Source organism: Allosediminivita pacifica, assembly GCF_003054175.1.
Lineage (GTDB): Bacteria > Pseudomonadota > Alphaproteobacteria > Rhodobacterales > Rhodobacteraceae > Allosediminivita > Allosediminivita pacifica.
The window spans coordinates 101070-125979 of the sequence record NZ_QBKN01000010.1; the positions used below are offsets into that span (position 1 = coordinate 101070).

Annotated in this window: 20 protein-coding genes and 2 pseudogenes; 8 read left to right on the forward strand and 14 right to left on the reverse strand. The window is 66.1% G+C overall.

Annotation, left to right across the window (positions count from 1 at the left end; genetic code table 11):
* Positions 1-250 precede the first annotated feature (250 nt).
* Both C8N44_RS09755 and ilvN read left to right on the forward strand, forming a co-directional pair.
* Positions 251-2005 carry an acetolactate synthase 3 large subunit gene (locus C8N44_RS09755; RefSeq protein ID WP_107976003.1) on the forward strand — a complete coding sequence of 585 codons (1755 nt, stop codon included), beginning with the start codon at positions 251-253 and terminating at the stop codon, positions 2003-2005.
* Positions 2006-2083: 78 nt separating this feature from the next.
* Entirely contained in the window at positions 2084-2653 is a 570-nt protein-coding gene (ilvN, locus tag C8N44_RS09760) for an acetolactate synthase small subunit (protein WP_107976004.1), read from the forward strand.
* Between the two features lie 192 nt (positions 2654-2845).
* Here the strand turns inward: ilvN and C8N44_RS09765 are convergent, their stop codons facing one another.
* Positions 2846-3175: a hypothetical protein gene (locus C8N44_RS09765; RefSeq protein WP_107976005.1), complete on the reverse strand. Its 330-nt coding sequence runs from the start codon at positions 3173-3175 to the stop codon at positions 2846-2848.
* A 244-nt stretch (positions 3176-3419) separates the two neighbouring features.
* Between C8N44_RS09765 and C8N44_RS24105 the strand changes: the two are divergent.
* A pseudogene (locus C8N44_RS24105) lies at positions 3420-3659 on the forward strand (helix-turn-helix domain-containing protein); the annotation flags it as partial.
* A 204-nt stretch (positions 3660-3863) separates the two neighbouring features.
* A complete protein-coding gene (locus C8N44_RS24110; protein WP_308421226.1) occupies positions 3864-4241 on the forward strand; it encodes a hypothetical protein in 378 nt (125 codons plus the stop codon).
* Here the strand turns inward: C8N44_RS24110 and C8N44_RS09775 are convergent.
* A pseudogene (locus tag C8N44_RS09775) lies at positions 4234-4863 on the reverse strand (DUF2189 domain-containing protein); the annotation flags it as partial. The gene C8N44_RS24110 and the pseudogene C8N44_RS09775 sit on opposite strands and share 8 nt — an antisense overlap.
* 191 nt (positions 4864-5054) lie before the next feature.
* Entirely contained in the window at positions 5055-6179 is a 1125-nt protein-coding gene (gene prfB / locus C8N44_RS09780; protein ID WP_107976008.1) for a peptide chain release factor 2, read from the reverse strand.
* Between the two features lie 71 nt (positions 6180-6250).
* On the opposite strand from prfB, the gene C8N44_RS09785 reads away from it, so the two are divergent.
* Positions 6251-7096, forward strand: coding sequence for an aminoglycoside phosphotransferase family protein (locus C8N44_RS09785; protein WP_107976009.1), 846 nt, complete (start codon positions 6251-6253; stop codon positions 7094-7096).
* On the opposite strand, the gene C8N44_RS09790 is transcribed toward C8N44_RS09785, so the two are convergent.
* The 3 genes from C8N44_RS09790 to C8N44_RS09800 all read right to left on the reverse strand — a co-directional run bounded on the left by C8N44_RS09790 (position 7090) and on the right by C8N44_RS09800 (position 12230).
* A complete protein-coding gene (locus C8N44_RS09790) occupies positions 7090-9618 on the reverse strand; it encodes a penicillin-binding protein 1A (protein ID WP_107976010.1) in 2529 nt (842 codons plus the stop codon). The genes C8N44_RS09785 and C8N44_RS09790 overlap by 7 nt on opposite strands.
* Before the next feature lie 187 nt (positions 9619-9805).
* Positions 9806-11023, reverse strand: coding sequence for an N-acetylmuramoyl-L-alanine amidase (locus C8N44_RS09795; RefSeq protein WP_107976011.1), 1218 nt, complete (start codon positions 11021-11023; stop codon positions 9806-9808).
* A gap of 58 nt (positions 11024-11081) precedes the next feature.
* Positions 11082-12230, reverse strand: coding sequence for a pyridoxal phosphate-dependent aminotransferase (locus tag C8N44_RS09800; RefSeq protein ID WP_107976012.1), 1149 nt, complete (start codon positions 12228-12230; stop codon positions 11082-11084).
* Positions 12231-12291: 61 nt separating this feature from the next.
* Between C8N44_RS09800 and C8N44_RS09805 the strand changes: the two genes are divergently transcribed.
* Both C8N44_RS09805 and C8N44_RS09810 read left to right on the forward strand, forming a co-directional pair.
* Positions 12292-13617: a M48 family metalloprotease gene (locus tag C8N44_RS09805; protein ID WP_107976013.1), complete on the forward strand. Its 1326-nt coding sequence runs from the start codon at positions 12292-12294 to the stop codon at positions 13615-13617.
* Positions 13618-13642: 25 nt separating this feature from the next.
* The gene (locus C8N44_RS09810; protein ID WP_107976045.1) at positions 13643-14428 is read left to right on the forward strand and encodes a DsbA family protein; all 786 of its coding nucleotides are present in this window, start codon (positions 13643-13645) and stop codon (positions 14426-14428) included.
* A 387-nt stretch (positions 14429-14815) separates the two neighbouring features.
* On the opposite strand, the gene ispG is transcribed toward C8N44_RS09810, so the two are convergent.
* The 3 genes from ispG to hemA form a co-directional block, all read right to left on the reverse strand.
* Positions 14816-15949, reverse strand: coding sequence for a flavodoxin-dependent (E)-4-hydroxy-3-methylbut-2-enyl-diphosphate synthase (gene ispG, locus C8N44_RS09815; RefSeq protein WP_107976014.1), 1134 nt, complete (start codon positions 15947-15949; stop codon positions 14816-14818).
* 100 nt (positions 15950-16049) lie between these two features.
* A complete protein-coding gene (locus C8N44_RS09820) occupies positions 16050-17711 on the reverse strand; it encodes a helix-turn-helix domain-containing protein (RefSeq protein WP_107976046.1) in 1662 nt (553 codons plus the stop codon).
* A gap of 125 nt (positions 17712-17836) precedes the next feature.
* Positions 17837-19060 carry a 5-aminolevulinate synthase gene (gene hemA, locus C8N44_RS09825; RefSeq protein ID WP_107976015.1) on the reverse strand — a complete coding sequence of 408 codons (1224 nt, stop codon included), beginning with the start codon at positions 19058-19060 and terminating at the stop codon, positions 17837-17839.
* A 282-nt stretch (positions 19061-19342) separates the two neighbouring features.
* On the opposite strand from hemA, the gene C8N44_RS09830 reads away from it, so the two are divergent.
* A complete protein-coding gene (locus C8N44_RS09830; protein WP_107976016.1) occupies positions 19343-20716 on the forward strand; it encodes a M20/M25/M40 family metallo-hydrolase in 1374 nt (457 codons plus the stop codon).
* Positions 20717-20811: 95 nt separating this feature from the next.
* Here C8N44_RS09830 and C8N44_RS09835 read toward each other — a convergent pair whose 3' ends face one another.
* The 5 genes from C8N44_RS09835 to C8N44_RS09855 all read right to left on the reverse strand — a co-directional run bounded on the left by C8N44_RS09835 (position 20812) and on the right by C8N44_RS09855 (position 24904).
* Positions 20812-21522, reverse strand: coding sequence for an RlmE family RNA methyltransferase (locus C8N44_RS09835; RefSeq protein WP_107976017.1), 711 nt, complete (start codon positions 21520-21522; stop codon positions 20812-20814).
* Positions 21523-21588: 66 nt separating this feature from the next.
* Positions 21589-22380: an FAD binding domain-containing protein gene (locus tag C8N44_RS09840; protein ID WP_107976018.1), complete on the reverse strand. Its 792-nt coding sequence runs from the start codon at positions 22378-22380 to the stop codon at positions 21589-21591.
* A 23-nt stretch (positions 22381-22403) separates the two neighbouring features.
* A complete protein-coding gene (locus C8N44_RS09845) occupies positions 22404-22889 on the reverse strand; it encodes a (2Fe-2S)-binding protein (protein ID WP_107976019.1) in 486 nt (161 codons plus the stop codon).
* A gap of 22 nt (positions 22890-22911) precedes the next feature.
* Entirely contained in the window at positions 22912-23451 is a 540-nt protein-coding gene (locus C8N44_RS09850; protein WP_107976020.1) for an SRPBCC family protein, read from the reverse strand.
* Between the two features lie 109 nt (positions 23452-23560).
* Positions 23561-24904, reverse strand: coding sequence for an outer membrane protein assembly factor BamB family protein (locus C8N44_RS09855; protein ID WP_107976047.1), 1344 nt, complete (start codon positions 24902-24904; stop codon positions 23561-23563).
* Positions 24905-24910: the final 6 nt, after the last annotated feature.

The following is a 24910-nucleotide window of genomic DNA, read 5'->3' on the forward strand; positions in this document are numbered from 1 at the left end:
AGCGCCCAAGGGCAGCCACGCAATTTTTTCTACATTTTGTCCATTGACGCCTTTGTCCCTTCTGCATAGTTTCCGCCCCACGTGAAAAGGAGTCCCCCGAGTGAGCACCCTAGTGGTCATCGTAGGCAGTTGGCGCATGGCCCGGTAACCGGAGACCAGACCGGTACCCCATGCGCCCCCGACCGGTTCGGGGGTTTTTTTATGCGCGAAGCACAAACGAAGACATGACGTCGTAAACGGAGACACGGCAATGACACGTCAGATGACCGGCGCGAAGATGGTGGTTCAGGCCCTCAAGGATCAGGGCGTGGACGTCGTATTCGGATATCCCGGCGGCGCCGTACTACCGATTTACGACGAGATCTTTCAGCAGAACGACATCCGCCACATCCTTGTCCGTCACGAACAGGGCGCGGTGCACGCGGCCGAGGGCTATGCCCGATCCACGGGCAAGCCCGGCGTCGTTCTCGTGACGTCGGGCCCGGGCGCGACCAACGCCGTGACCGGGATCACCGACGCGCTGATGGATTCGATCCCGCTTGTCGTCCTGACCGGGCAGGTTCCGACCTTCCTGATCGGCACCGATGGCTTCCAAGAGGCCGACACCGTCGGCATCACGCGCCCCTGCACCAAGCACAACTGGCTGGTGAAGGACACCGCGCGTCTGTCGGCAACCATCCACGAGGCCTTCCACGTGGCGTCCAGCGGCCGCCCCGGCCCGGTGCTCGTCGACATCCCCAAGGATGTCCAGTTCGCGAGCGCCGAATACCAGCCCCGTCCGCGCAGCGCCCCCAGCTACTACCAGCCGCAGGTCAAGGGCGACATGCAGCAGATCGAGCTGCTGGTCGAAGCGATCGAGTACGCCGAGCGTCCCGTCTTCTATACCGGTGGCGGCGTGATCAACTCGGGGCCCGCGGCCTCGCAACTTCTGCGCGAACTGGTCGAGGCCACCGGCTTCCCGATCACCTCGACCCTGATGGGCCTTGGCGCCTATCCGGCCAGCGGCAAGAACTGGCTGGGCATGCTGGGGATGCACGGGCTCTACGAGGCCAACCTCGCGATGCACGGCTGCGATCTGATGATCAACGTGGGCGCACGCTTCGACGACCGGATCACCGGCCGCGTCGACGCCTTCAGCCCCCGGTCGCGCAAGGCGCATATCGACGTCGATCCCAGCTCGATCAACAAGGTGATCAAGACCGACATCCCGATTGTCGGCGACGTTGGCCACGTTCTCGAAGACGTGCTGAACCTCTGGAAATCCCGCGGTCGCAAGGTGAACCGCGAGGGCCTTGCCAAGTGGTGGGCCTCGATCTCCGAATGGCGCAAGACCGATTGCCTGGCTTTCAAACCCTCGCCCCAGACCATCAAGCCGCAGCATGCGCTGACCCGGCTCGAGGCGCTGACCAAGAGCTACGATCGCTACATCTGCACCGAGGTGGGCCAGCATCAAATGTGGGCCGCGCAGTACCTCGGCTTTGAGGACCCCAACCGCTGGATGACCTCCGGTGGGCTCGGCACCATGGGCTACGGGTTCCCGGCATCGATCGGGGCCCAGGTCGCGCATCCGGACTCGCTCGTCATCAACGTGGCGGGCGAAGCATCCTGGCTGATGAACATGCAGGAGATGGGCACCGCGGTGCAGTACCGCCTGCCCGTTAAGCAGTTCATCCTGAACAACGAACGGCTGGGGATGGTGCGCCAGTGGCAGCAGCTCCTGCACGGCGAGCGTTACTCGCATTCCTGGTCCGAGGCCCTGCCCGACTTCGTCAAGCTGGCCGAGGCCTTCGGCGCCAAGGGCATCCAGTGCAAGGATCCGGCAGACCTCGACGACGCGATTATGGAAATGATCGAATACGATGGCCCCGTGATCTTCGACTGCCTGGTCGAGAAACACGAGAACTGCTTTCCGATGATCCCCTCGGGCGAGCCGCATAACAAGATGCTGCTGGGCAAATCCGGAACCGACGAGACCATTGGCGCGAAAGGCGCGATCCTGGTCTGAACCGCGTCCGGGGACCTCTGCCCGCGGGAACACCTCCACGGAACGCGACGCCCGAACTCAGCAAGAAAGACACCCAAGATGTCCGCTCTACACATCAAGAAAGGCTCGACCAAGCATTCGGCTTACAACCTGCGGCCGAATTTCTCGGACGTGCAGGAAACCCACACGCTTGCCGTTCTGGTCGAAAACGAACCCGGCGTACTGGCCCGCGTCATTGGCCTGTTTTCGGGTCGGGGGTACAACATCGACAGCCTGACCGTGGCCGAGGTCGACCACCAAGGACACCGCAGCCGTATCACGATTGTCACCACCGGCACACCTCAGGTGATCGAGCAGATCAAGGCACAGCTAGGACGGATCGTGCCCGTTCACGAGGTTCACGACCTGACCGTCGAGGGGGCCTCGGTCGAACGCGAGCTTGCGCTGCTCAAGGTGACAAGCGGGGGTGACAAGCGCGTGGAGGCACTTCGACTTGCCGACATCTTCCGTGCAAATGTCGTAGATTCGACGCTGGAGAGCTTCATATTCCAGATCACCGGATCGCCCGAAAAGATCGATGCTTTCGCAGACCTGATGCGTCCACTTGGACTGGTCGAATTGGCGCGAACCGGCGTGGCGGCGATGGCTCGCGGCCAGGAAGCCCTCTGAAAACACCGCTTTGAAATGCAAAAGACGGGGCCTCGGCCCCGCCTTTTGCATGTCGCATCACCGAATAGATTATCATCGACGCAGACAGCCGGGGAGCCACCGCCTATCTGTTCTGGCGACGATATGCCGTCGTCGAGCTTTACGGACACATTCCCCCTCAGAAACGCATCCAACCTCGCCGCTGGCTTTGCATCAGGAGGCCCGGCGCGTCAGGAAGTCGGAGATCCGAATAACGTCGGCCGGCTTCTTGGCCCGCCGCTTTGGCAACCTTGCCCGAAGCATGGCCGGAAGCTCGGGCGCATGACCGAGCATGATGCGCTTTGGATTGCGGACACGGCGCATATCCTTCTCTTCCCGACAGTCGAACTGGATCAGGTCGCCGGCGTCAAGCGCGACGCCATCATGGATCGCTTCCTCCGTTTCGCTGTAATAGGCGAGATTGCCTTGGTCTTCGCACCAGATAACCGCGCGGCTGTCCTGCGCATCAGCCCAAAGCACGACCCCCATCATCTGCTCACCCATCATTAACTCCTATCGAACACACCCGGCTGTATCGCCTGTCACACCCACACACTTCGTTCATCCAAGGTAAGAATCACATTCTCCAAGACGCGACACCCCCCTTGATTTTTGTGTCGGCGAGGACGATAGTTGGCGCGATTTAGCATCACACCTGACGCTAATTAGCGACAAACGAAGTCAAGGGCCTGAACACCTGCGGACGGCAGCGGCTCTGTATAACAACGAAAAAACACAAGGCTGCGCCATGGCCCCTCGGGCACAACACGTTGACGACAATTCTCCCAGTCCTGCGGAATTGCGCAGTCGACTAGGTGCGAATTTGCGCCAATTGTCGGGAAAAGCAGAGTCAATTTCGGCGCTATGCCGTGACTTGGGCATCAACAGGACACAATATAACCGGTATCTCGCGGGCGAGAGCTTTCCCCGCCCTGATGTGCTTCACCGAATCTGCCAGTACTTTGGTGTTGACGCTCGTATCCTTCTCGAGCACGTCGATGAACTCGAGGCCAGCGAATCTGACGCGCTTCGGCATCCAGCTGTCGCCGACTTCGTAGGTCGCAGCGCACGGAACCTCGAAGAATCCGCGTTCCCTAGTGGTTTCTATCGGTTCACAAGACGCAGCTTCCTTGACACGAATCGTTTCGTGCAAGCTTTGGCCTACGTCTACCGACGGGACCAGAGCTGTTTCATGCGCGGTTTCGAAGCCAAAGAAGCAATGCGCCAGCAGGCTCTGGACACCTCACCGAGGACACGTGAGTTCCGCGGTATCCTTCTGGCACAGGAGGACGGCGTGGCGGCACTTCTGAGCCGCTACGGCGCGACGACCGCCTCTTTCAACTACCTTGCTCGGGTACCAACTTTCGAGAACAACTTCTGGGTTGGCTATACCGCGAGAACGGTGCGCGAGGGGGTCGCCGGGAGGCGGTTTGAAAGGCTCGTGATGGAGTATATCGGGCGAGACACGGGCAAGGTGCTTCGGGCCGCGAGAACGACCGGGTTTTGCGGCATTGATGATCTCGTGCCCTACCATCGGACGCTGCTGAACCCCGAACAGCCGATCACCTGACTACCTCGCCCGCCGTCTCACCTGCCGGCGGTTGCGCCAGCCCCGCCTTGGCGAGGGCGTAGAGATGCCAACTCGCGTGGCCAGCGACCGGAAGGGCCACGAGCAGTCCGAGTAACCCCGGCAGCATCGCCAGGAAGACCAGAGCCGCCAGGAAGGCGCCCCAGCCCAGCAGCACCACCGGGCGAGAGGCGACGTACTGGAAACTCGTGATCATGGCGGTCACGAAATCCACCTCGCGGTCGAGCAGCAGCGGCAGGGCGAGTACCGAGATCATGTAGAGCACCGTGGCGAAGCCCGCCCCCACCACGCCGCCGAAGAGGAGCATGGTGATGCCCTCCCGCGTCAGGTAGATGTCGAGGCTGCTCATGACGTTGGTCATCGTGGAAAGCCCGAGGAAAAGGGCGAAGATCGTATGGCCGAGAAAGAACCAGAACAGGAACACGATGAGGATCACCGCGCAGAGCGAGGGGAGCTGCCGGGCCGACTGGTTCACGACGACGGTCACGATCGGGCCCCAGTGCAGCGGCTCGCCGGCCTCGATACGGCGGCTGGTCTCGTAGAGGCCGGTGGCCGCGAAGGGGCCAATGAGGGGAAAGCCGATGGCGGAAAGGACCAGCCAGTAGCCGCCTTAACCAGATTTTAGGAGTGTCCCGCGGTCGAGGGAGGTCGCGACCGGGGCTCTGCCCCGGACCCCGGAATATTTCCCCGCCAAGAAGAAGCAGAGGACCCGCGCTTCTTTTCGCCCCAAATACCTCGGGGGAGTCCCGCAGGGACGGGGGCAGAGCCCCCTGCCCGGCCCGCCAAGGTTCTCGGTCAGTCCTCGGCGGTGGCCTCGGCGCGGCTTTTGCCGGCGACGTTGAGCGCGAGGGTCGCGGCCATGAGGCCGTCGAGATCGCCGTCGAGCACGCCCGAGGTGTCGGCGGTCTCGAAGCCGGTGCGCAGGTCCTTCACCATCTGGTAGGGCTGCAGCACGTAGGAGCGGATCTGGTTGCCCCAGCCGGCGTCGCCCTTGGCCTCATGCAGGGCGTTGACTTCGGCGTTCCGGCGGTCGAGCTCCATCTGGTAGAGCCGCGATTTCAGGGCCTTCATGGCGATGTCGCGGTTCTGGTGCTGCGACTTCTCCGAGCTCGTCACGACGATGCCGGTGGGGATGTGGGTGATCCGCACCGCCGAGTCCGTGGTGTTCACGTGCTGGCCGCCCGCGCCGGACGACCGGTATGTGTCGACGCGGATTTCCGAGGGGTTCACCTCGATCTCGATGTTGTCGTCGATCACCGGGTAGGCGCCCACGGCGGCGAAGGAGGTTTCGCGCGTGCCCTTGCCGAAGGGCGAGATGCGCACCAGCCGGTGCGTGCCGCTTTCGGACTTGAGCCAGCCGTAGGCGTTGTGACCCTTGATCTGGTAGGTCACGGACTTGATGCCCGCCTCGGTGCCAGGTGTCTCTTCCTGCAGCTCGACCTCGAAGCCGCGCTTTTCGGCCCAGCGGACGTACATGCGGGCGAGCATCTGGGCCCAGTCGCAGGCCTCGGTGCCGCCGGCGCCGGACTTGATCTCGAGGAAGCTGTCGTTGGCATCGGTCTCGCCATCCAGCAGAGCCTCGAGCTCTTTCTTGGCGGCGCGTTCGACCAGCGCGCGCAGCGCCGTCTCGGCCTCGGCGATGACCTCCTCGTCCTCTTCCATCTCGCCCAGCTCGATCAGTTCGACCTGGTCATCGAGCTCCTGCTTCATCCCGGTGTAGGTGTCCATGGAATCGACCAGGGCCTGGCGGTCGCGCATGAGCTTCTGCGCGGCGGCGGGATCGTCCCAGAGGTTGGGATCCTCGACGCGGGCGTTGAACTCTTCCAGCCGGTGCTGGGCGGTCTCCCATCCCATCCGCTGTCGGAGCAGGTCGAGCGACTTTTCGATCTTCTCGACGTTGTTCTGGGCTTCGGCGCGCATGAGCGTTCCTCGTGGTTCCTTCAGGCCCCGCGTGATAGCAAGCTGGCCGGTGCATCACAAGGTGGCGTGGCATGACGGAGCGGCTGCAGGAGGTCATGGCGGACTGGGGGCTGACCGCGCCCCAGCCGCTGGCGGAAACGGGTATCGCGCGGCTCTTCACAGTCTCCGACGGGACGACACGCCGGGTGCTGAAGCTCTACCACGGGGACGGAATGGGCAACGAAGCCGGCGGGCTGGCGCTGCTGCGCCACTGGCAGGGCAGCGGTGCCGCGGTGAGGGTCCGGCGCGCCTGCGCGGACGTGGTGCTGATGGACCTTCTGAAAGGGCCGACGCTGGGGGACATGGCGCGCGCCGGGCAGGATGCCGCCGCCTGCGCGGCGCTCGCGGGCATCGCGGCGCGGCTGCACCGGGTGCCGGGCCTGGCCGCGGGGCTCACGTCTCTCGAGGTCTGGTGCGCGCCCCTGCTGGCCATCAAGGTTGGGCCAGACTGTCCCGAGAGCCTCCGCCGCGACATGGAGCGCGCCGCGGCGCTTTGCCGGGCACTGCTGGGGTCGGCCCCGTCACCCGTGGCGCTGCACGGGGACCTGCATCATGACAACGTGATCCTCACGCGGGACGGCCCCATGAGTTTCGATCCCAAGGGGCTGATGGGCGACGCGGCCTTCGAGCTCGCCAATGCCCTGCGCAATCGGAAGGGCTGCGGGGCGCTGCAGCGCGACCCGGAGCACATCCTTCGCTGCCTGGACCTTTATGCACGGGCGCTGTCGGTGCCCCTGCCCCGCATGGCCGGCTGGGCCGCGGCCAAGTGCGGGTTGTCGATCGCCTGGCGGGCCAAAGGCGTCCTGTCAGGTGATGCCGAGGCGGACCTGCTTGCCAGCTTGCTGGAAGCCGCGGAGCGGGTCCGGGCGGCTCAGTAGAGGCCGCCCGAGCTCAGCGTGCCGAAGCTTGCCCGCGGGCCCACCACGGCCTTGCGCCCGGTCGAGGTGGTGACTTCGCGGGCCTCCTCGCCACCCGGCTGGATGCGGTCGAAGTCGCCCGACATGGCCCAGCCGCCGTCGAACTGGATACCGAAGAGCGGCTCTTCCCCGGCGCGGAAGCACTCGGAGACCACGTTGTCGCCGCTGGCACTGTCGGGCAGGCGTGCCCCGGTGAAGCGGTCGATTTTTATGAACTGGCATTCGTCGGGGATATTGAATTCGCCGCCGCCGTATTTCTGCACGGCCTTCTGCATGAAGCTCTGGAAGACGGGGCCGCACATGCTCGACCCATAGGCACCGCGGCCCAAGCTGCGCGGCTGGTCGTAGCCGATGTAGCAGCCCGCGACGATGTTCGAGGTGAAGCCGATGAACCAGACATCCTTGGCGTCGTTGGTGGTGCCGGTCTTGCCCGCGGTGGGCACCGGCAGGTTCACGACGCCCGAGGCCGTGCCACGCTGCACCACGCCCTGCATCATGGAGGTGAGCTGGTAGGCGGTGACGGCGTTCATGATCCGGTCGCGGTCGTTGACGACCCAGGGCGCCTGGCCCTGTGGCAGCGCGGCGTCGTCGCAGTTGACGCAGACGCGGCGATTGCCCTCGGCCGCATCGTGAGAATAGATCGTGCGCCCGAAGCGGTCCTGCACGCGGTCGACCAGCGTGGGTTCGACCCGCTCGCCGCCGTTGGCGAACATCGCGTAGGCGGCGACCATCCGGTAGAGGGTGGTCTCGTCCGCGCCGAGCGAGTTGGCGAGGTTGCGGCCCATGTGTTCGTAGACGCCGAAGCGTTCGGCGTAGCGGCCGACGGTGTCGAGACCGACCTCCTGCGCGAGGCGGATGGTCATCAGGTTGCGCGACTGCTCAATGCCGGTGCGCAGGGGCGTGGGGCCGTAGTACTGGTTGGAGGAGTTCTGCGGGCGCCAGACGCCTTGGGGGGTGTTGATCTCGATCGGGGCGTCGACAACGATGGTGGCCGGGCTGTAGCCGCTGTCGAGCGCGGAGGCGTAGACGAAGGGCTTGAAACTGGAGCCCGGCTGGCGAAGCGCCTGTGTCGCGCGGTTGAAGACCGAGTCCTGGTAGGAGAAGCCGCCCTGCATGGAGATCACGCGGCCGGTGTTCACGTCCATGGCCATGAAGGCGCCCTGCACGCGCGGCACCTGGCGCAGCGACCAGCGCTGGAAGCTGCCGTCCTCGGTGACCTCGCGGACGTGGATGACGTCGCCGGGCTCGAAGTTGTCGTAGAGGTTGCCGGAGAACCAGGAGGTGTCGGAGCGCGGCACGGTGTTGCCCCGGGGATCGTCACTCTCGACGCCCTCGATGCCGATGACAAGCTCCTGATCGCGGACCTCGCGCACGACGGCGGGATACCAGTAGCCGTCGAGATCCACGTCGCGGGCGACGCGCACGTCCTGCAGCGCCGGGCGCCATTCCTCGGGGTCATCGAGAAGGTCTGCGTCGATGCTCTTGCCCGTGCCGCGCCAGCTGCCGCGGCTGCGGTCGTAGTCCTCGAGCGCGTGGCGCAGGGCGGCGGCGCCCTCGACCTGCATCTCGCGGTCGAGCGTCGCGCGCACGGAATAGCCGCCCGAGAAGAACTGATCCTCGCCGAAGTCCTCGGAAAGCTGGCGGCGGATCTCGTCGGTGAAGTAGTCGCGCGGGGGCAGCGAGCGGTGATAGGGTTCGAAATCGCCGTTCTGGACCGAACGCACCGGCATCGCCACCTCGCGCTCGTAGGTGGCCTCGTCGATGTAGCCGTTCTCCTGCATCTCGCGCAGCACGTAGTTGCGGCGGTCGCGCAGGCGGTCCTTGTTGCGAACCGGGTGCGTGTTCGAAGGCGCCTGCGGCATGGAGGCGAGGAAGGCTGCCTCGTGCGGGGCGAGCTCGGACAGGGACTTGTTGAAGTAGGTCTGGGCGGCGGCGGTGACGCCGTAGGAGTTCTGGCCGAGGAAGATCTCGTTGAGGTAAAGCTCGAGGATCTTCTCCTTCGAAAGCGCCTCTTCCACGCGCGAGGCAAGGATGATCTCCTTGATCTTGCGCTCCGCCTCGCGGTCGCCCGAAAGCAGGAAATTCTTCATGACCTGCTGGGTGATGGTCGAGGCGCCGCGCACCGTCTGGCCGCGGCTCTTGACCGCCTCGAAGGCGGCCACGGCGATGCCGCGCGGATCGTAGCCCTGATGGCTGTAGAAGTTCTTGTCCTCGGCGGAGATGAAGGCCTGCTTGATCATGTCCGGGATCTCGGCCGCGGGCGTGTAAAGACGCCGCTCGCGGGCGAATTCGTCGATGACCTGGCCCTCGGTCGAGTAGATCCGGCTGATCGTGGGCGGCGTATACTGCGCCAGCCGCTCGTGGCTGGGCAGATCGCGCCCGTACATCCAGAACACCGCCCCGATGGTGAGCGCGATCATCATCGCGCCCAGCGTCAGGACGCTGAAGATGGAACCGAAGAACGAAAGGATGAAACGAGTCACGCGCAGCCTGCCCCTTTTGCCGTGGGATGGCAGTATAGGGCAAACGCGGTGCGGTCAAAACACATCGGGGCGAGAATGCGCCGCGGATCGCCGTTCCCCCTGCGGCACAGTTTCGGCGCTTATTCTTGGTCCAAATATCCCGGGGTGAATGGCGCGCTTGCGCGCCAGAGGGGCGGCGCCCCTCCTGTTACTGCCGCCGCAGGCGCGCAGTGGCGGCATCCTCGACCGCCCAGGCCTCGATCCCGTCGCGCAGGCCCGAGGCCATGCGCGCGCGCCAGGCCGGATCCTGAAGCAGTTCAAGGTCGCGATGCGTCGAGAGGAACCCCACTTCCACCAGCACGGAGGGGATGTCGGCCGCCTTCAGAACCGAGAACCCTGCCTGCCGCAGCGGGCGCTTGTGCACCACGCCCACCGTCTCCTCGATCCCGGTGACAAGCTGGCGAGCCAGCGCCTCGCTGCGCGGCGCGTTGTCGAGCCGCGCGAGATCGGTGAGCACGTCCACCACGCGGTCGTCGGCGCCCGAAAGGTCGATCCCGGACAGGATATCGTCGCGGTCGTGGCGTTCGGCCAGCGCGGCCGAGGCGGCATCCGAGGCCTCCTCCGAGAGCGTGTAGACGGTGGCGCCGTGCGCCACGCCCTGCTCGATCGCATCGGCATGCAGCGAGATGAAGATGTCGGCGCCGGCCTGATGGGCCACCGCCACCCTTGCTTCGAGCGAAACAAAGACGTCATCCGTGCGCGTCAGCACGACGCGGTAGCCGCCGGAGCGTTTCAGGACCTCGGAAAGCTCGAAGGCGAAGGTCAGCATGAGGTCCGCCTCGTCCACGCCCTCGCGCTGCGCGCCGGGGTCGACGCCGCCGTGGCCAGGATCGAGCACCACGGTGAGGCGCTCGTCCTCGGGCGCGGCAGGACGCACGGCCGTGGCCGGCGGCAGGTCCCAGCTTGCGTCACGGGGCGCGCCGGCGTGACGCGCATAGGTTTCGGGGTCGATCTTTTCGAGCTTGAGGCGCAGGGTGGCGCCGCCCGTGTCGGGCGAGAGCGCGAGCCCGGCCTCGGCCAGCTCCATCGGTCGGGCGAGATCCAGCACCATGCGCGACCAGCCGGGACGGAAGCCCCCCATGCGCAGCGAGGTCACGCGGTCGCTTCGGTCGATCACGGCAGGATCGGCGTCGGCCCAGTCGACCTCGCGGAAGTCGAGCACCATGCGCGGCGGGTTGTCGAGGGTGAAGACCCGCCAGGGCACACCCTGGCTCAGTTCCAGTTCCAGGACGGTGCCGCCAAGAAATCGGTCCCGCAGGTCGGCGCCTTCGAAACGCGCGAGGCCGCTGGCCGTCTCCGCGGACTGCTGCGCGACAGCCGCCGTGCCCCAGAGCACGGCGATCAGGAATAGGAGTGGTCTGCTCATCGCCTCGTTCCGGCTGTTTTGCCGGGAGGCCTAGCACGGAACGGCGGCTGATGCAGCCCTATCCGCGCTTCGCCATGAAGGTGGAGAGACGCTCCAGCCCCTCCTCGATGGCCTCGGTGTTCTGGGCGTAGGAAAAGCGCAGCGTATGGTGGCCGCGGATGGGGTCGAAGTCGAGCCCCGGGGTCACGGCGACGCCCGCCTCGTCGAGGATCTGGCGTGCGAAAGCGCGGCTGTCGTCGGTGAGGTGGCTGACGTCGGCGTAGACGTAGAAGGCCCCGTCGGGTGGCGCGATGCGGTCGAAGCCTGCCTGCGGAAGCCCCTCCATCATGAGCTGGCGGTTTCTGGCGTAGACCGCGTGGTGGCCTTCAAGCTCGTCGAAGCCCGAAAGCGCGCCGAGCGCGGCGACCTGCGCCGCGTGGGGCGCACAGATGAACATGTTCTGGGCGAGGCGCTCGACCTGCTTCACGTTCTCTTCGGGCAGGACCAGCCAGCCGACGCGCCAGCCAGTCATCGAGAAATACTTGGAGAAGGAGTTGATGACGACCACGTCATCGCTGATCTCCAGCGCCGAGACCGAGCGGCCCTCGAAATGCAGTCCGTGGTAGATCTCGTCCGAGAGGAACGCGGCGCCCTTGGCCTGCGAGGCGCCGATGAGGCCCGCCATCTCGTCGCGGCCGAGCATGGTGCCGGTGGGATTGCCCGGCGAGGCGATCATGAGACCGTCGAAATCGAGGTCCTTGAGATCGTCCGGCACCGGCTGGAAGCGGTTTTCCTCGCCGGTCTCGATCTCGAGCGCCTCGAGGTCGAGGGCGCGGATGATCTGCCGGTAGGAGGGATAGCCGGGCCGGCCCATGGCCACGCGCTGCCCCGCATCGAAGAGCGCGATGAAGGCGAGAAGAAAGGCGCCGGAGCTGCCGGGGGTGATGATGATGCGGCCGGGATCAAGGTCGATGCCGTACCATTTGCCGTAGAGATCGGCGATGCCCTGCCGCAGCGCAGGCAGGCCCGGTGTCACCGTGTAGCCCAGCGGGTCTTCGTCCTTCAGCGCCTGAGCGAGGGCGTCGCGGGCGGCCGCCGGGGCCGGGGTGGAGGGCTGTCCGACCTCCATGTGGATGATATGGCGTCCCTCTTGTTCCGCGGCGGCCGATGCTTCCATCACCTCCATCACGATGAAGGGATCGACTTCTCCGCGCCTTGAGTTCCGCATGACCACCTCTCTACACTGCCTCGGGTAAGGACCCGTTAGTGCGATAGGAACCTCCCCGTCAATGTTTGCCCCCCGGCTCCTGGGCCTCGGCCTTGCCCTGCTGCTGCTTATGACGGCACCCGCCCGTGCAGCCACCACGTTGCTGCGCGATGCCGACATCGAATACGCGCTGGGACGACTTGCCGCGCCGGTGCTGAGCGCGGCGGGCCTGTCGCCCAGCGGGGTCGAGGTTCTGGTGGTGGATGACGGGTCGCTCAATGCCTTCGTGGCCAGCCCGCGCCACATCTTCCTGCACTCGGGGCTGATCAACCGGCTCGACACGGCGGCGCAGCTGCAGGCGGTGATCGCGCACGAGGCAGCGCATATCTCCAACGGCCATCTGACCAGCCGTGTCGGCAACATGCGCGCTGCACGGACCGCCGCGGGGCTGGGTCTTGCGCTGGCGGCCGCCGCGGTTGCCGCCGGCAGCGGTGAGGCAGCGGCGGGCATCGCCCTTGGCACCCAGAGCTCGGCCATGCGGCAGTTCCTGTCGCACACGCGGGCGGAGGAGAATTCGGCCGACCTGTCCTCGGTGCGCTACATGGTGAGCGCGGGCATCGACCCGCGCGCGGCGCTGGAGGTGCAGGAGCTCTTCCGCGGCCAGGAGGCGCTCGCCGTCTCGCGTCAGGATCCCTACATGCGGTCCCATCCGCTGAGCCGCGACCGGCTGAGGGCGCTGGAGGCGACGATTGCGGGCTACCGCAACGCGCCGGTCGCGGACACCGGTCCGGCGGACTACTGGTTCGCGCGGGCGCAGGGCAAGCTCAGCGCCTTCACCCGCGCGCCGTCATGGACGATGCGGCGGCTGGGGGACAGCGGGACCCAGGACATCGCGCTCATGCGCGAGGCCGTGGCGCGGCACAGGCAGTCGGACACCGAAGGCGCGCTGCGGGCCATCGACCGGGCCATCGCGATGCGGGGCAACGATCCCTACTACACGGAACTGAAGGGACAGATTCTGCTGGAATCCCGCCGGTTCGGAGAGGCCGTGCGGACCTACCAGGCGGCGGCCAATGGTGCCTCGCGCGAGCCGCTCATCCTGGCCGGGCTGGGACGGGCGCTGCTCGCCGTGGATCAGCCCGGAGAGGCCTTGCGGGCGCTGGAAGCGGCGCGCGGCCGCGATCCTTCGGACGCGCGGATGCTGCGCGACATGGCGGTGGCCTATGCAAAGACCGGCCAGCCCGGCATGGCCTCGGTCGTGACCGCGGAACGCTATGCCCTGCAGGGCCGGTTCGAGGATGCGGAACTTCATGCTGAGCGCGCCGAAGCGCAATTGCCGCGCGGTTCCGGCCCGTGGCAGCGCGCGCAGGATGTGCTAAGCGCGGCGGAAAGAGCGCAGGAGCGCTGACATGACGGTTCGGGAGACAAGACAGATGACGACACGCTACACCCTGCCCTTCGCCCGGGGCGCGGCCGTTGCCGCCCTTCTGGCGGCGACCACCCTGCCCGCCTCGGCGCAGGAGACGGATTTCGATTTCTCCTCGATGACGGAGACGCAGCAGGAGGCCTTCGGCGAGGCCGTCCGCGCCTACCTGATGGAGAACCCGCAGGTGATCATGGAAGCCGTTTCGGTGCTGGAGCAGCGCGAGCAGGAGCAGCAGGCCGCGCGCGACACCGACCTCGTTGCGGATTATTCCGAGGCGCTTCTGGATGACGGGTATTCCTGGGTCGGCGGCAATCCGGAGGGCGACGTGACCATCGTGGAATTCTTCGACTACCGCTGCGGATACTGCCGGCGGGCCTTTCCCGAGGTCGAGGAGTTGATCGAAAGCGACGGCAACATCCGCATCATCCTGAAGGAATTCCCGATCCTGGGCGAGGCATCGATGACTTCGGCCCGCTTTGCCATCGCCACGCAGATCGTCGCCGGGGACGAGGCATACAAGCAGGTTCACGATTCCCTCGTGACGCTCGAAGGCGCACCCGACCAGACGACGCTGTCACGGCTGGGCGAAACGCTGGGCCTCGACGCCGACGCGATCTTCGCCGAGATGGGCAGCGAGGAAGTGACCCGCCGGATCGCCGAGACACGGGCACTCGCGCAATCCATGCAGATCAGCGGCACGCCGACCTTTATCGTCGGGGACGAGATGGTGCGCGGCTACCTTCCACTCGACGGCATGCGCGATGTCGTGGAAGAGCAGCGCGGCGAAGGCTGAGGCCTACGCAGGTTAAGTGATGACAGCAGAAAGCCCCGCCATTTCGGCGGGGCTGTTTCGTGGCGTGTTTGATTTGAGATCATCTCGCGTCAGAAGATCGCGAAACGGAAGCCGGGACAGCGCCGGACCGTGGTGTGGCGCAGCGACGGTTGATCGAAGCGCTTTATCTCAGCCATACTCGAATGACCTCTGAACGAGGTCCTGCAATTGCAAAAGCGCCAGACCGCGGGGACGGTCCGGCGCTGGCCCGGCGGGGCTGAAGCCCCTTGTCCCGGGCCTGTCAGGGCACGGCCCTGAGGTTTGCTCCCGCGCGCTAAACCGACCAACACGCCTTTCCGAAATCGCACAGGACAAGCCCCATCCAGCGACCACTGGCGAAGCGCGAAGCTACTCCGCCGCCTGCGTGCTCGCGGCCTCGGCCGCTTCGAGTTCTGCGGCCTTCTTCTCGACCTCTTCCACGATGTGGTCGATCATCTCGTCGTTGGACATCGAGTGCGATTTCTTGCCCGCGAGATAGACCATGCCGCGCCCGGCACCGCCGCCGGTGAAGCCGACATCCGTCATCAGCGCCTCGCCGGGGCCGTTCACGACGCAGCCGATGATCGACAGCGACATGGGCGTCTTGATGTGTTCCAGCCGTTCTTCCAGAGCCTCGACAGTCTTGATGACGTCAAAGCCCTGCCGCGCGCAGGAGGGGCAGGAGATGATGTTCACGCCGCGGTGGCGCAGGCCGAGCGATTTCAGGATCTCGTAGCCGACCTTCACCTCTTCCACCGGATCGGCCGAGAGCGACACGCGCAGCGTATCGCCGATGCCCATCCAGAGTAGGTTGCCGAGGCCGATGGCGCTTTTGATCGTGCCCGAGGTCAGGCCCCCCGCCTCGGTGATGCCAAGGTGGATGGGCTTGTCGGTCGCCTCCGCGATGCCTTGGTAGGCCGCGGCGGAAAGGAACACGTCCGAGGCCTTCACCGAGATCTTGAACTCGTGGAAGTCGTTGTCTTCCAGCAGCTTGATGTGGTCGAGACCACTTTCCACCATCGCCTCGGGGCACGGCTCGCCGTATTTCTCGAGCAGGTGGCGTTCCAGCGACCCGCCGTTCACGCCGATGCGCATGGAACAGTTGTGGTCGCGGGCGGCCTTGATGACCTCGCGGATGCGGTCCTGGCTGCCGATGTTGCCCGGGTTGATGCGCAGGCAGGCAGCGCCGGCCTCGGCGGCCTCGATGCCGCGCTTGTAGTGGAAGTGGATGTCCGCGACGATCGGCACCGGGCTTTCGCGCACGATCTCTTTCAAAGCACGCGAGGAGTCCTCGTCGGGGACCGAGACACGCACGATGTCGGCGCCCGCGTCGGCCGCGCGCTGGATCTGCGCGATGGTGCCGCGGATGTCGGTCGTCTCGGTGTTGGTCATGGTCTGGACGCTGATCGGGGCATCGCCACCGACCGGCACGTTACCGACCATGATCTGCCGCGACTTGCGGCGGTAGATGTTGCGCCAGGGGCGGACCTGGTTGAGGTTCATGGAAAATCCGTTCTGTCGCGTCGAAAGATTGCCCCGGAGTCTAATCCTCCTCGGGCCGGGTTTCCAGTGACGGTCTTGCGACGGGCCGCCCCGGCGTCGATCAGTCGAAGGTGGTGGTGGTCGCGGCCTCGAGCTCGGCCACGGTGCGGGCGAGCACTTCGTTGCCGGAGACGTCGGCCTGTGCGAATTGCGCGACGACGCGCTCGGGGTCGAGGGCGAGGTTGTCGGCGATGGCCCCGTTGCTGCCGTAGGGGCCGTAGGTCTGGCCGCCGACGGAGAAATAGATCGCGCCCGCGTTGCCGGTACGGATCGTCGGCGCCTGTTCGGTGCGCGGAACCGAGTAGGTATCGCCGGCGTTCATGATCGCTTCGTAGACGGTGGCGCCCGAGGGCGACTTCACCCGGACCCAGGAATCGCGCGTGGCGACGATGGTCACGCCCGGCGCGCTTTCGGCAAGCACCTGCGGCGAGGGACGCTGGTCGTCACCGCCCTGCCCGGCATCGGCGAACTGCTGACGCGGGTCGGGCTGGCGGGGCTGGGAGAGCTCGGCGATGACGCGGCGCAGGTCGCCGTCGCTTTCGAGATCGGCGCGCGGGTAGATGGCGGCCAGAAGCGCGGGATCGAGCGGCACGTCCTCGGAAGACTGGCCGTTGGCGCCCGCAGGACCGAGCGTGTCGCCGTTGACGGCAAAATAGATCGCTCCGGCTTCGCCAAGCTCGACCCGGGGGTCGGTCGCATCGGCGGGCACGGGCACGGTGTCGCCAGCATCGAGGATGCCGGAGTGAAGCACGTTGCCCTCGCCATCACGCAGGCGGACCCAGGACGGACGCGCCGCTACAAGGGTCACGCCCTGCTGCGGCAGGCCCGTGGGGGTCGCGCCGTCGCCGGAGCGGCGGAAATCGTCGAGCGCTGCGACCGCGAGCCGGGTATCCTGCCGGATGCGCGGCAGATCGGACCGCGTTGCCCCGGCGAAGACGCCCACGCTTTCGGGATCGAGCGTGGAAATCGGCGCGTCGCGGGCCACAACCACCGGCACATCGAGCGCCTGTGGGCGATAGAGCCGGTCGAAGGCCTCGGCCGTGGGCGGGGAGTAGACGCCGGATCCGCCACGCGCGCCGCTCTGCTCCTGACGCTCGGCCATGACGCTGGGGGACATGGCCTCTTCCAGCGGATCGAGTTCGCTGAGCACGACGGGGGTCTGGTCGACCGGAGCCAGCTGCACGCGCTGAACTTCCTTCAGGACGGTCCAGCCGCCGTAACCGATGCCCGCGATGAGGGCGAGGAGCACGAGCGTCGATCCGATGGCGCCGGGTTCGACATTGGCGAAGGGCGAGCTGCTTTGCGGGGCGAAGGGCAGCTTGGGATCTGCGAGCGGGTCGCGGGCCTTGGGGCGCGGCGCACGCTCCTCTTCCTTGCGGATGGAGGAGGCCTGATCGGACATGCCGTGCGCGGTGGTGAAGCCGCTTTCCGCACAGAACTGGCGGAAGGCATCGTCGGGGTCCATGCCGAGGTAGCGCGCATATGAGCGCACGTAGCCCGCGATGAATCCCGGCGTATCGAAAGCCGAGGGATCGCAGTTCTCGACCGCGGCGATGTAGCTGGCCTTGATGCGGAGTTCGCGCTGTACGTCGAGCAGCGACTTGCCAAGCGTCGCGCGTTCGCCCCGCATCAGATCACCGAGGCTCACGTGGAAGTCATCAAAACCCTGCGGGCTTTGCTGGTCCTGCGCCTTCGACAATTTGCCGGTCTTGCGCCCGATCATGTCCACTGCCCCGTCATCCGTACGTGCCCCTGCCGCCGCATTTTTTGCGGCATCACACGATTCGCGCGATGCCTTTATTCAGTCGAGGCTAACACATAACAAGGGTTTTGGCATGATTTGAACTACTATGCGCTGAGCTCGGCGCGATTCAGCGCACAGTGACTCCAGAGTTCGTCCATGGCCCGAACGAGGTGATCCATCTCTCCGGGACCGTGCACCGGCGAGGGCGTGAAGCGCAGACGCTCCGTCCCGCGGGGAACTGTCGGGAAGTTGATCGGCTGTACGTAGATCCCGTAACCCTCGAGAAGCATGTCGGAAAGCTGCTTGGTGTGAACCGGATCACCGACGATCACGGGCACGATATGCGAACCGTGATCGATGATCGGCAGGCCCATGCCCTTGAGACGCGTCTTGAGGATGTTGGCGCGTTCCTGATGCAGAGCCCGCAGGTCGCGGTCCCCCTTGAGGTGCCGGATAGAGGCGGCCGCCCCGGCGGCGACGGCTGGCGGGATCGAAGTCGTGAAGATGAACCCCGGGGCATAGGAGCGGATGGCATCGCACATCCGCTCAGACGCGGCGATGTAGCCACCGAAGACACCGAAGGCCTTGCCCAGCGTGCCGTTGATGATGTCGATACGGTAGGCGAGCCGGTCGCGTTCGGAAAGGCCGCCACCGCGCGGGCCATACATGCCCACGGCGTGCACTTCATCGAGATAGGTCATCGCGCCGAATTCATCGGCCAGATCGCAAAGCGCTTCGATCGGACCGAAGTCGCCGTCCATCGAGTAGACGGATTCAAACGCGATCAGCTTGGGCGCTGCGGGATCGTCGGCTTCGAGCTTGGCGCGCAGGTCTTCAACATCGTTGTGCTTGAAGATGCGCTTGGCACCGCCGTTGCGGCGGATGCCCTCGATCATCGAGGCGTGGTTGAGTTCGTCGGAATAGATGATGAGGCCGGGGAAAAGCTTGGGTAGCGTCGACAGAGTCGCGTCGTTGGCCACATAGGCCGAAGAGAAGACCAGAGCCGATTCCTTGCCGTGCAAGTCGGAAAGCTCCGCCTCGAGCCGCTTATGGAAGACGGTGGTGCCGCTGATGTTGCGCGTGCCGCCAGAGCCAGCGCCGGTGGCGTCAATCGCCTCGTGCATGGCAGCCGTCACGACCGGATGCTGCCCCATGCCGAGGTAGTCGTTGCCGCACCACACGGTGATAGGCGTCTCGCTCCCATCGGGACGACGCCAAGTCGCGTGCGGAAACTGACCCTTCTTCCGTTCGATATCGATAAAGGTCCGGTAGCGGCCTTCTTCGTGCAGGCGGTTCAGGGCTTCGTCGAGCTTTGCGGTGTAGTCCACCGGTTCCCTCCATCTTCGCTTTGGCCGGACTTTCGGCCTATGCGCGGGGGACCCTGGTTGGCCCCTCAAGGTCTAGAATGAATATAGACTGCGCACTGGGATGACAACGGTCTAGAGGGAGACCGACGGTCGCAGCCTTGATCTGCATCAACACGTTCAATGACTTCGCGACAGGCACCGTGTCCCATACTGCCATATGTCGCCTATCGGAAACCTGCCCGGGCGTCTGGACAGTGCCGGGACCTCTGCTACCGTCGCGCCAAAATCAGAACCGGAGGCCCCATGTCGCTAGACGAAACCCTTGCCCGTATCGATGCCGATCTGCCCGAAGCGACCGAGCGCCTGCTCAACCTGCTGCGCATCCCCTCGATCTCGACCGATCCGGCCTACAAGGAGCACTGCCAAGAAGCGGCGGACTGGCTTGTCGAAGACCTCAAGAGCCTTGGCGTGCAGGCCGAGAAGCGCCCCACCCCGGGCCACCCGATGGTCGTCGGCCACGTCGAGGGCGACGGTCCACACGTGCTGTTCTACGGGCACTACGACGTGCAGCCGGTCGATCCGCTGGAGCTGTGGAACAGCGAGCCGTTCGACGCGAAGATCGAGGACACGCCGGAAGGCAAGGTGATCCGCGCGCGGGGCGCGAGCGACGACAAGGGGCAGCTCATGACCTTTGTCGAGGCCTGCCGGGCGTGGAAGGCCGTGCACGGCACGATGCCCTGCAAGATCACCTTCTTCTTCGAAGGTGAGGAAGAGTCCGGGTCTCCCTCGCTCATCCCCTTCCTCAAGGAAAACGCCGAGGAGCTGAAGGCGGATCTGGCGCTGATCTGCGACACCGGGCTCTTCGAGTCGAAGACGCCCGCGATCATGACCATGCTGCGCGGTCTGCTGGGCGAGGAAATCACCCTGACCGGCGCCAGCAAGGACCTGCATTCGGGCATGTACGGCGGCGCAGCGATGAACCCGATCCGGGCGCTGACCAAGGTACTGGCCAACCTGCATGACGATCAGGGCCGCGTCCAGGTGCCGGGCTTCTACGACGGTGTGCCCGAGATGCCCGACGAGATCCTGAAGCAGTGGGAGGGCATGGGCTTCGACCACGGCAAGTTCCTGGGCGACGTGGGCCTGTCCAAGCCAGCCGGCGAACAGGACCGCACGGCGCTGGAAATGATCTGGTCGCGACCGACCTGCGAGATCAACGGGATCATCGGCGGCTACACCGGCGAGGGTTTCAAGACCGTCCTGCCCTCAAAGGCGCGCGCCAAGGTGAGCTTCCGTCTTGTCGGCCAGCAGGACCCGCACAAGATCCGCGAGAGCTTCCGCGCCTGGGTGAAGGAACAGCTGCCCGAAGACGTGGACGTCGAATTCCACGGGCACGGCAATTCGCCCGCCAGCCAGATGTCGACCGATCACCCGGCCTTTGAACAGGCCCGCCGCGCGCTGAGCGAGGAATGGACCAACGATGCGGCACTGACGGGCTGCGGCGGGTCGATCCCGATCGCGGGGTATTTCAAGACCTACCTCGGCATGGACACCCTACTGACCGGCTGGGGCAAGGACGACGACGCGATCCATTCGCCCAACGAGAAGTACGACGTGGAGAGCTTCCACAAGGGCATCCGCAGCTGGGCCCGGATCCTGGACGCCATCACGAAGTGAGCAACGAAATAGGGGCCGCGAATGCGGTCCCTTCTTTTTATATCAGTTAGTTAAACACTGAAGCTCACGCAGCACGTGAACTTTTTCGAGTGACGTCAGCCGCGGAAACCGCGGGCGACGACGAACTTCTCGGAGGAATCCTTGCGGCTCGCGGGCGGCTTCACGTGGGCAACGGTCTCGAAGCGGCGCTTCAGCGTGTTCTGAAGCTCGCTCTCGGCACCGCCGGCCAGGACCTTGGCGACGAATGTGCCACCGGGTTCGAGCACGTCGAAGGCCAGCTCCGCTGCTGCCTCGCAGAGCGCCATGATCCGCAGGTGGTCGGTCTGCTTGTGCCCCGAGGAGGCCGCGGCCATGTCGGACATGACCACGTCGGCATTACCGCCGAGCCATTCCTTGACCTTGTCGTCGGCGCCTTCGTCGAGGAAATCGAGCTGATGGATCTCGGCCCCGGCGATGGGATCGACGGCCTGGAGGTCGACGCCGATCACCCTGCCCTGCGCCTTGCCCTGCTTTTCCCCGAGCGCGTTCACCCGCGGCACGGCCACCTGGCACCAGCCGCCGGGCGCGCAACCGAGGTCGACAACGCGCGCGCCGGGCACGAGAAAGCGGAACTTCTCGTCCAGTTCGAGGATCTTGTAGGCCGCGCGGCCGCGGAAGCCCTCGGCATTCGCGCGCTTCACGTAGGGATCGTTGAGCTGTCGCTGCAGCCAGCGCGTCGAGCTGAGCTTGCGCCCCCGCGCCGTCTTGACCTTCACCTTGAGGTCCCGCTCTCCGCGGCCAGACGTGTTCTTCGGCCCCTTAGCCATTGCGCCACCTTTGCATTCCGGATCGCGCCGCTATAGCAGCGGCGCGCAGCGGCGTCACCCGGGTATCTAGTGCGCGGCCGCCACGGCCCGCCGCGCGATGACAGCGGCGATATGCGCCCGGTAGCCGGCGGACCCGTGAATGTCCGAGATCAGCCCCTCGGCCGGAAGCGACAGCCCATCGAGGGCCTCGGGCGTGAAGCTCTCGCTCAGCGCCGCCTCGGCCTCGGTCCAGCGGAAGACGCCCTCTTCGGAGGCGCCGGTCACGCCGACGCGGGCCCCGTCGGGGAACCTGGCAACAAAGACGCCGACCAGGGCGAACCGCGACGCGGGCTGCGCGAACTTCACGTAGGCCGAGACCTCGGGGATCGGGATATTGACCCGGGTGATGATCTCGCCCTCTTCCAGCGCGGTGGTGAACATGCCCTGAAAGTAGTCGTCGGCTGCAATCTCGCGCCGGTCGGTCACGATGGTGCCGCCGCAGGCCAGCACGGCCGCCGGGTAGCAAGCCGAGGGATCGTTGTTGGCAAGGCTGCCGCCGATGGTGCCCCGGGTGCGCACGGCGGCGTCGCCGATCTGGCCGGCGAGCGCCGCGAAGCCGGGAAAGGCCTCGGCCGCGTCGTGCGCGATGGCCCGGTGGGTCTCGCCACCGCCAAGAGACAGGACGCCGCCGGTGGCGCGGATGTCGCGCAGCTCCTCGATCGCGGTGAGGCTGACGAGCTTCGACGGCATGGCAAGCCGCTGCTTCAGCGCCGGGATCAGGGTCTGACCGCCGGCAAGCGCCTGCGCTTCATCATCGTCTTTCAGGACGGCAAGCGCATCGGCCAGGGTCGTCGGGCGGGTGAACTCGAATTCATACATGGTCTAAGCTCCTGTCCGGCGCGTCACTCGGCGGCGCTACCGGCAACCTCCTGCCCGCTCGCGGCCATGATGGCGCGGACGATGTTATGATAGCCGGTACAGCGGCACAGGTTGCCCTCGAGATGCTCGCGCACCTCGTCCTCGGTCGGCTTTGGCGTGTGGTCGAGCATCGCGGACGCGGTCATCACCATGCCCGGCGTGCAGAAGCCGCACTGAAGCCCGTGATAGTCGCGGAAGGCCCGCTGGACGGGGTGCAGCGTTCCGTCGGGATCGGCCATGCCCTCGATCGTGGTGATGTCGGCGCCGTCGCATTCGAGCGCGAAGATGCTGCAGGCCTTCACGGGCGAGCCGTCCAGATGAATGACGCAGGCACCGCACTGGCTGGTGTCGCACCCGACATGCGTGCCGGTCAGCTTCAGCACGTCGCGCAGGAATCCGGTCATCAGCGTGTTGTCGGGAATATCCTTCGTCACGGACTCGCCGTTGACGGTCATCGTTACTTCGGTCATCGCGTCTCCCCCTCCTTACTCGTTACGCGGCATCGCCACCGCCGGAGACCATCCGGCGGAACCAGCCTTTGCGTTTCTCGCCATCCTCGGTCTCGACCTCCGGCGCTTCCTCGGGGTCCGTCGGCCCCTCGACGGCAGCCTGCAGATTGGCGAAGAACTGATCGGCCATCTTGCGGGCAAAACCGTCCACGACCCGACCGCCGAGCTGAGCGAGCTTGCCGCCGACCTTGGCCTCGACTTCGTAGTGCAGGCGCGTGCCCGTCTCGATGGCTTCCAGACGGACGGTGGCGCCGCCCTTGGCAAAGCCGGCCGCGCCGCCCTTGCCGGAACCCGAAAGGTGCAGGCTTTCGGGTTCGACCATGTCGCTGATTTCCACCTGGCCGTTGAAGGTAGCCTTCACCGGCCCGACCTTCTGGGTCACCACGGCCTCGTAGCCGTTCTCCGGGTCCCCAGAGAGTTCCTTGCACCCCGGCAGCGAGGCCTTGAGGACCTCGGGATCGAGGATGGCCGCCCATACGATTTCGGGCGGCGCCGCGATCTCGCGGCTTTCGCTCATCTCCATGGGCATCCTCCTTCGTCTGGCACCGGACCGGACCGGCATCTGCTGGCGCAAGACAATGCGATTTCCGCGGCGGGGGCAAGGGTGCCCGGCGGATATTCCGGAGGTGTCCTCAGCGAAAGGCGTGCAGTACGCCGTTTCCGGAAACCACGTATAGCGTGCCGCCGGCCACGATGGGCGCGGAGGTGGCGCCGCCGGGGACCTCGACCTCGGAAAGCAGGGCGCCGTTCTCGGGGCTGAACGTGCGGATGGCGCCGTCGGAGGACGCGACGATCAGGCGATTGCCGGCCAAGATCGGGCCATAATTGACGAAGGACCTGTCGCGGCGGCGGTTCGGCTGGGCGCTCGGCACCCAGCCGGGCAGTTCCACCTCCCAAATGACCCCGCCCGTGGCGGCATCGAGCCGCACCAGCGCGTTGCGGTCGGACACGAGGAAGACCGATCCGCCCGCAACCCAGGGCATGTGCAGCGCGCCCATATCGGCGGTCCAGAGGCGTTCGCCGCTGCCGAGGCCGAGGGCGACGGTCTGACCGGCGGAGTTGCCGGCATAGACGGTGTCGCCGACGATCACCGGATCGCCGGTTACGTCGTTGGCACGGTCGATGGCGCGGCCGCCACGGCGGCCGGATAGCGTCGCGTTCCAGCGGCGCAGACCACCCTGGCGGAAGGCCGCCTGCAGCGTGCCGTCCCCGTAGGAGAAGATCGCAAGATCTTCGCCGACGGCGGGCGCCGGGGCACCGGCGATGTTGTGGATATTGGCGACGCCCTCGGCGCGCCAGCGCACGCGACCATCGCCTGCCTCGATGGCCCAGCCCGTTTCGTCGCCGCTTGTCACATAGACCAGACCGTCGCGGTAGGTCGGCGCGCCCGACGCCTCGGCGCCGAGACGCTGCTGCCAGAGCTCGGCCCCGGTTTCAGGATCGAAGGCGGTGAGCGTGCCGAAGCCGGTGGTCACGTAGAGGCGCCCGCCGCCGACAGCCATGCCGCCGCCCTGGGCCGCCACCGCATCGTCACGCAGGGGCACCAGCGACTTCGACCAGAGCGCGCCACCTGCAAGCGACGTCGCCTGCAGCGTCGAGGCGCTGTCGAGCGTGAAGATGCGTCCGTCCGCGACGACCGGATCGGCGATGATGCGGTTGCGGCGCGAGTTGCCCTGCCCGATCGACGTCGACCACTGGGGCGCAAAGGCGCCGGAGAAGGCGGCATTCGAGACGCGGGCGTGCGGCGAGACCGGGCTCTGGGCCCAGTTGGCCACCGACTGCTGCCCCGGCAGCGCGATCGGCGCGGACCCGCGCGGCGTGCTTTCCGCTTCGGATCCCGGGCCGGTGCGCAGTATCTCGCGCACGCCGAGCCGTTCGCCCGTCAGGATGTTCTCGTTCTCGGCACAGCCCGCCATGAACACAAGCGCAGCCCCTGCCAGGATCGCCGCACCTCGGTTGCGTCGAAGATCGCGCATCATTCG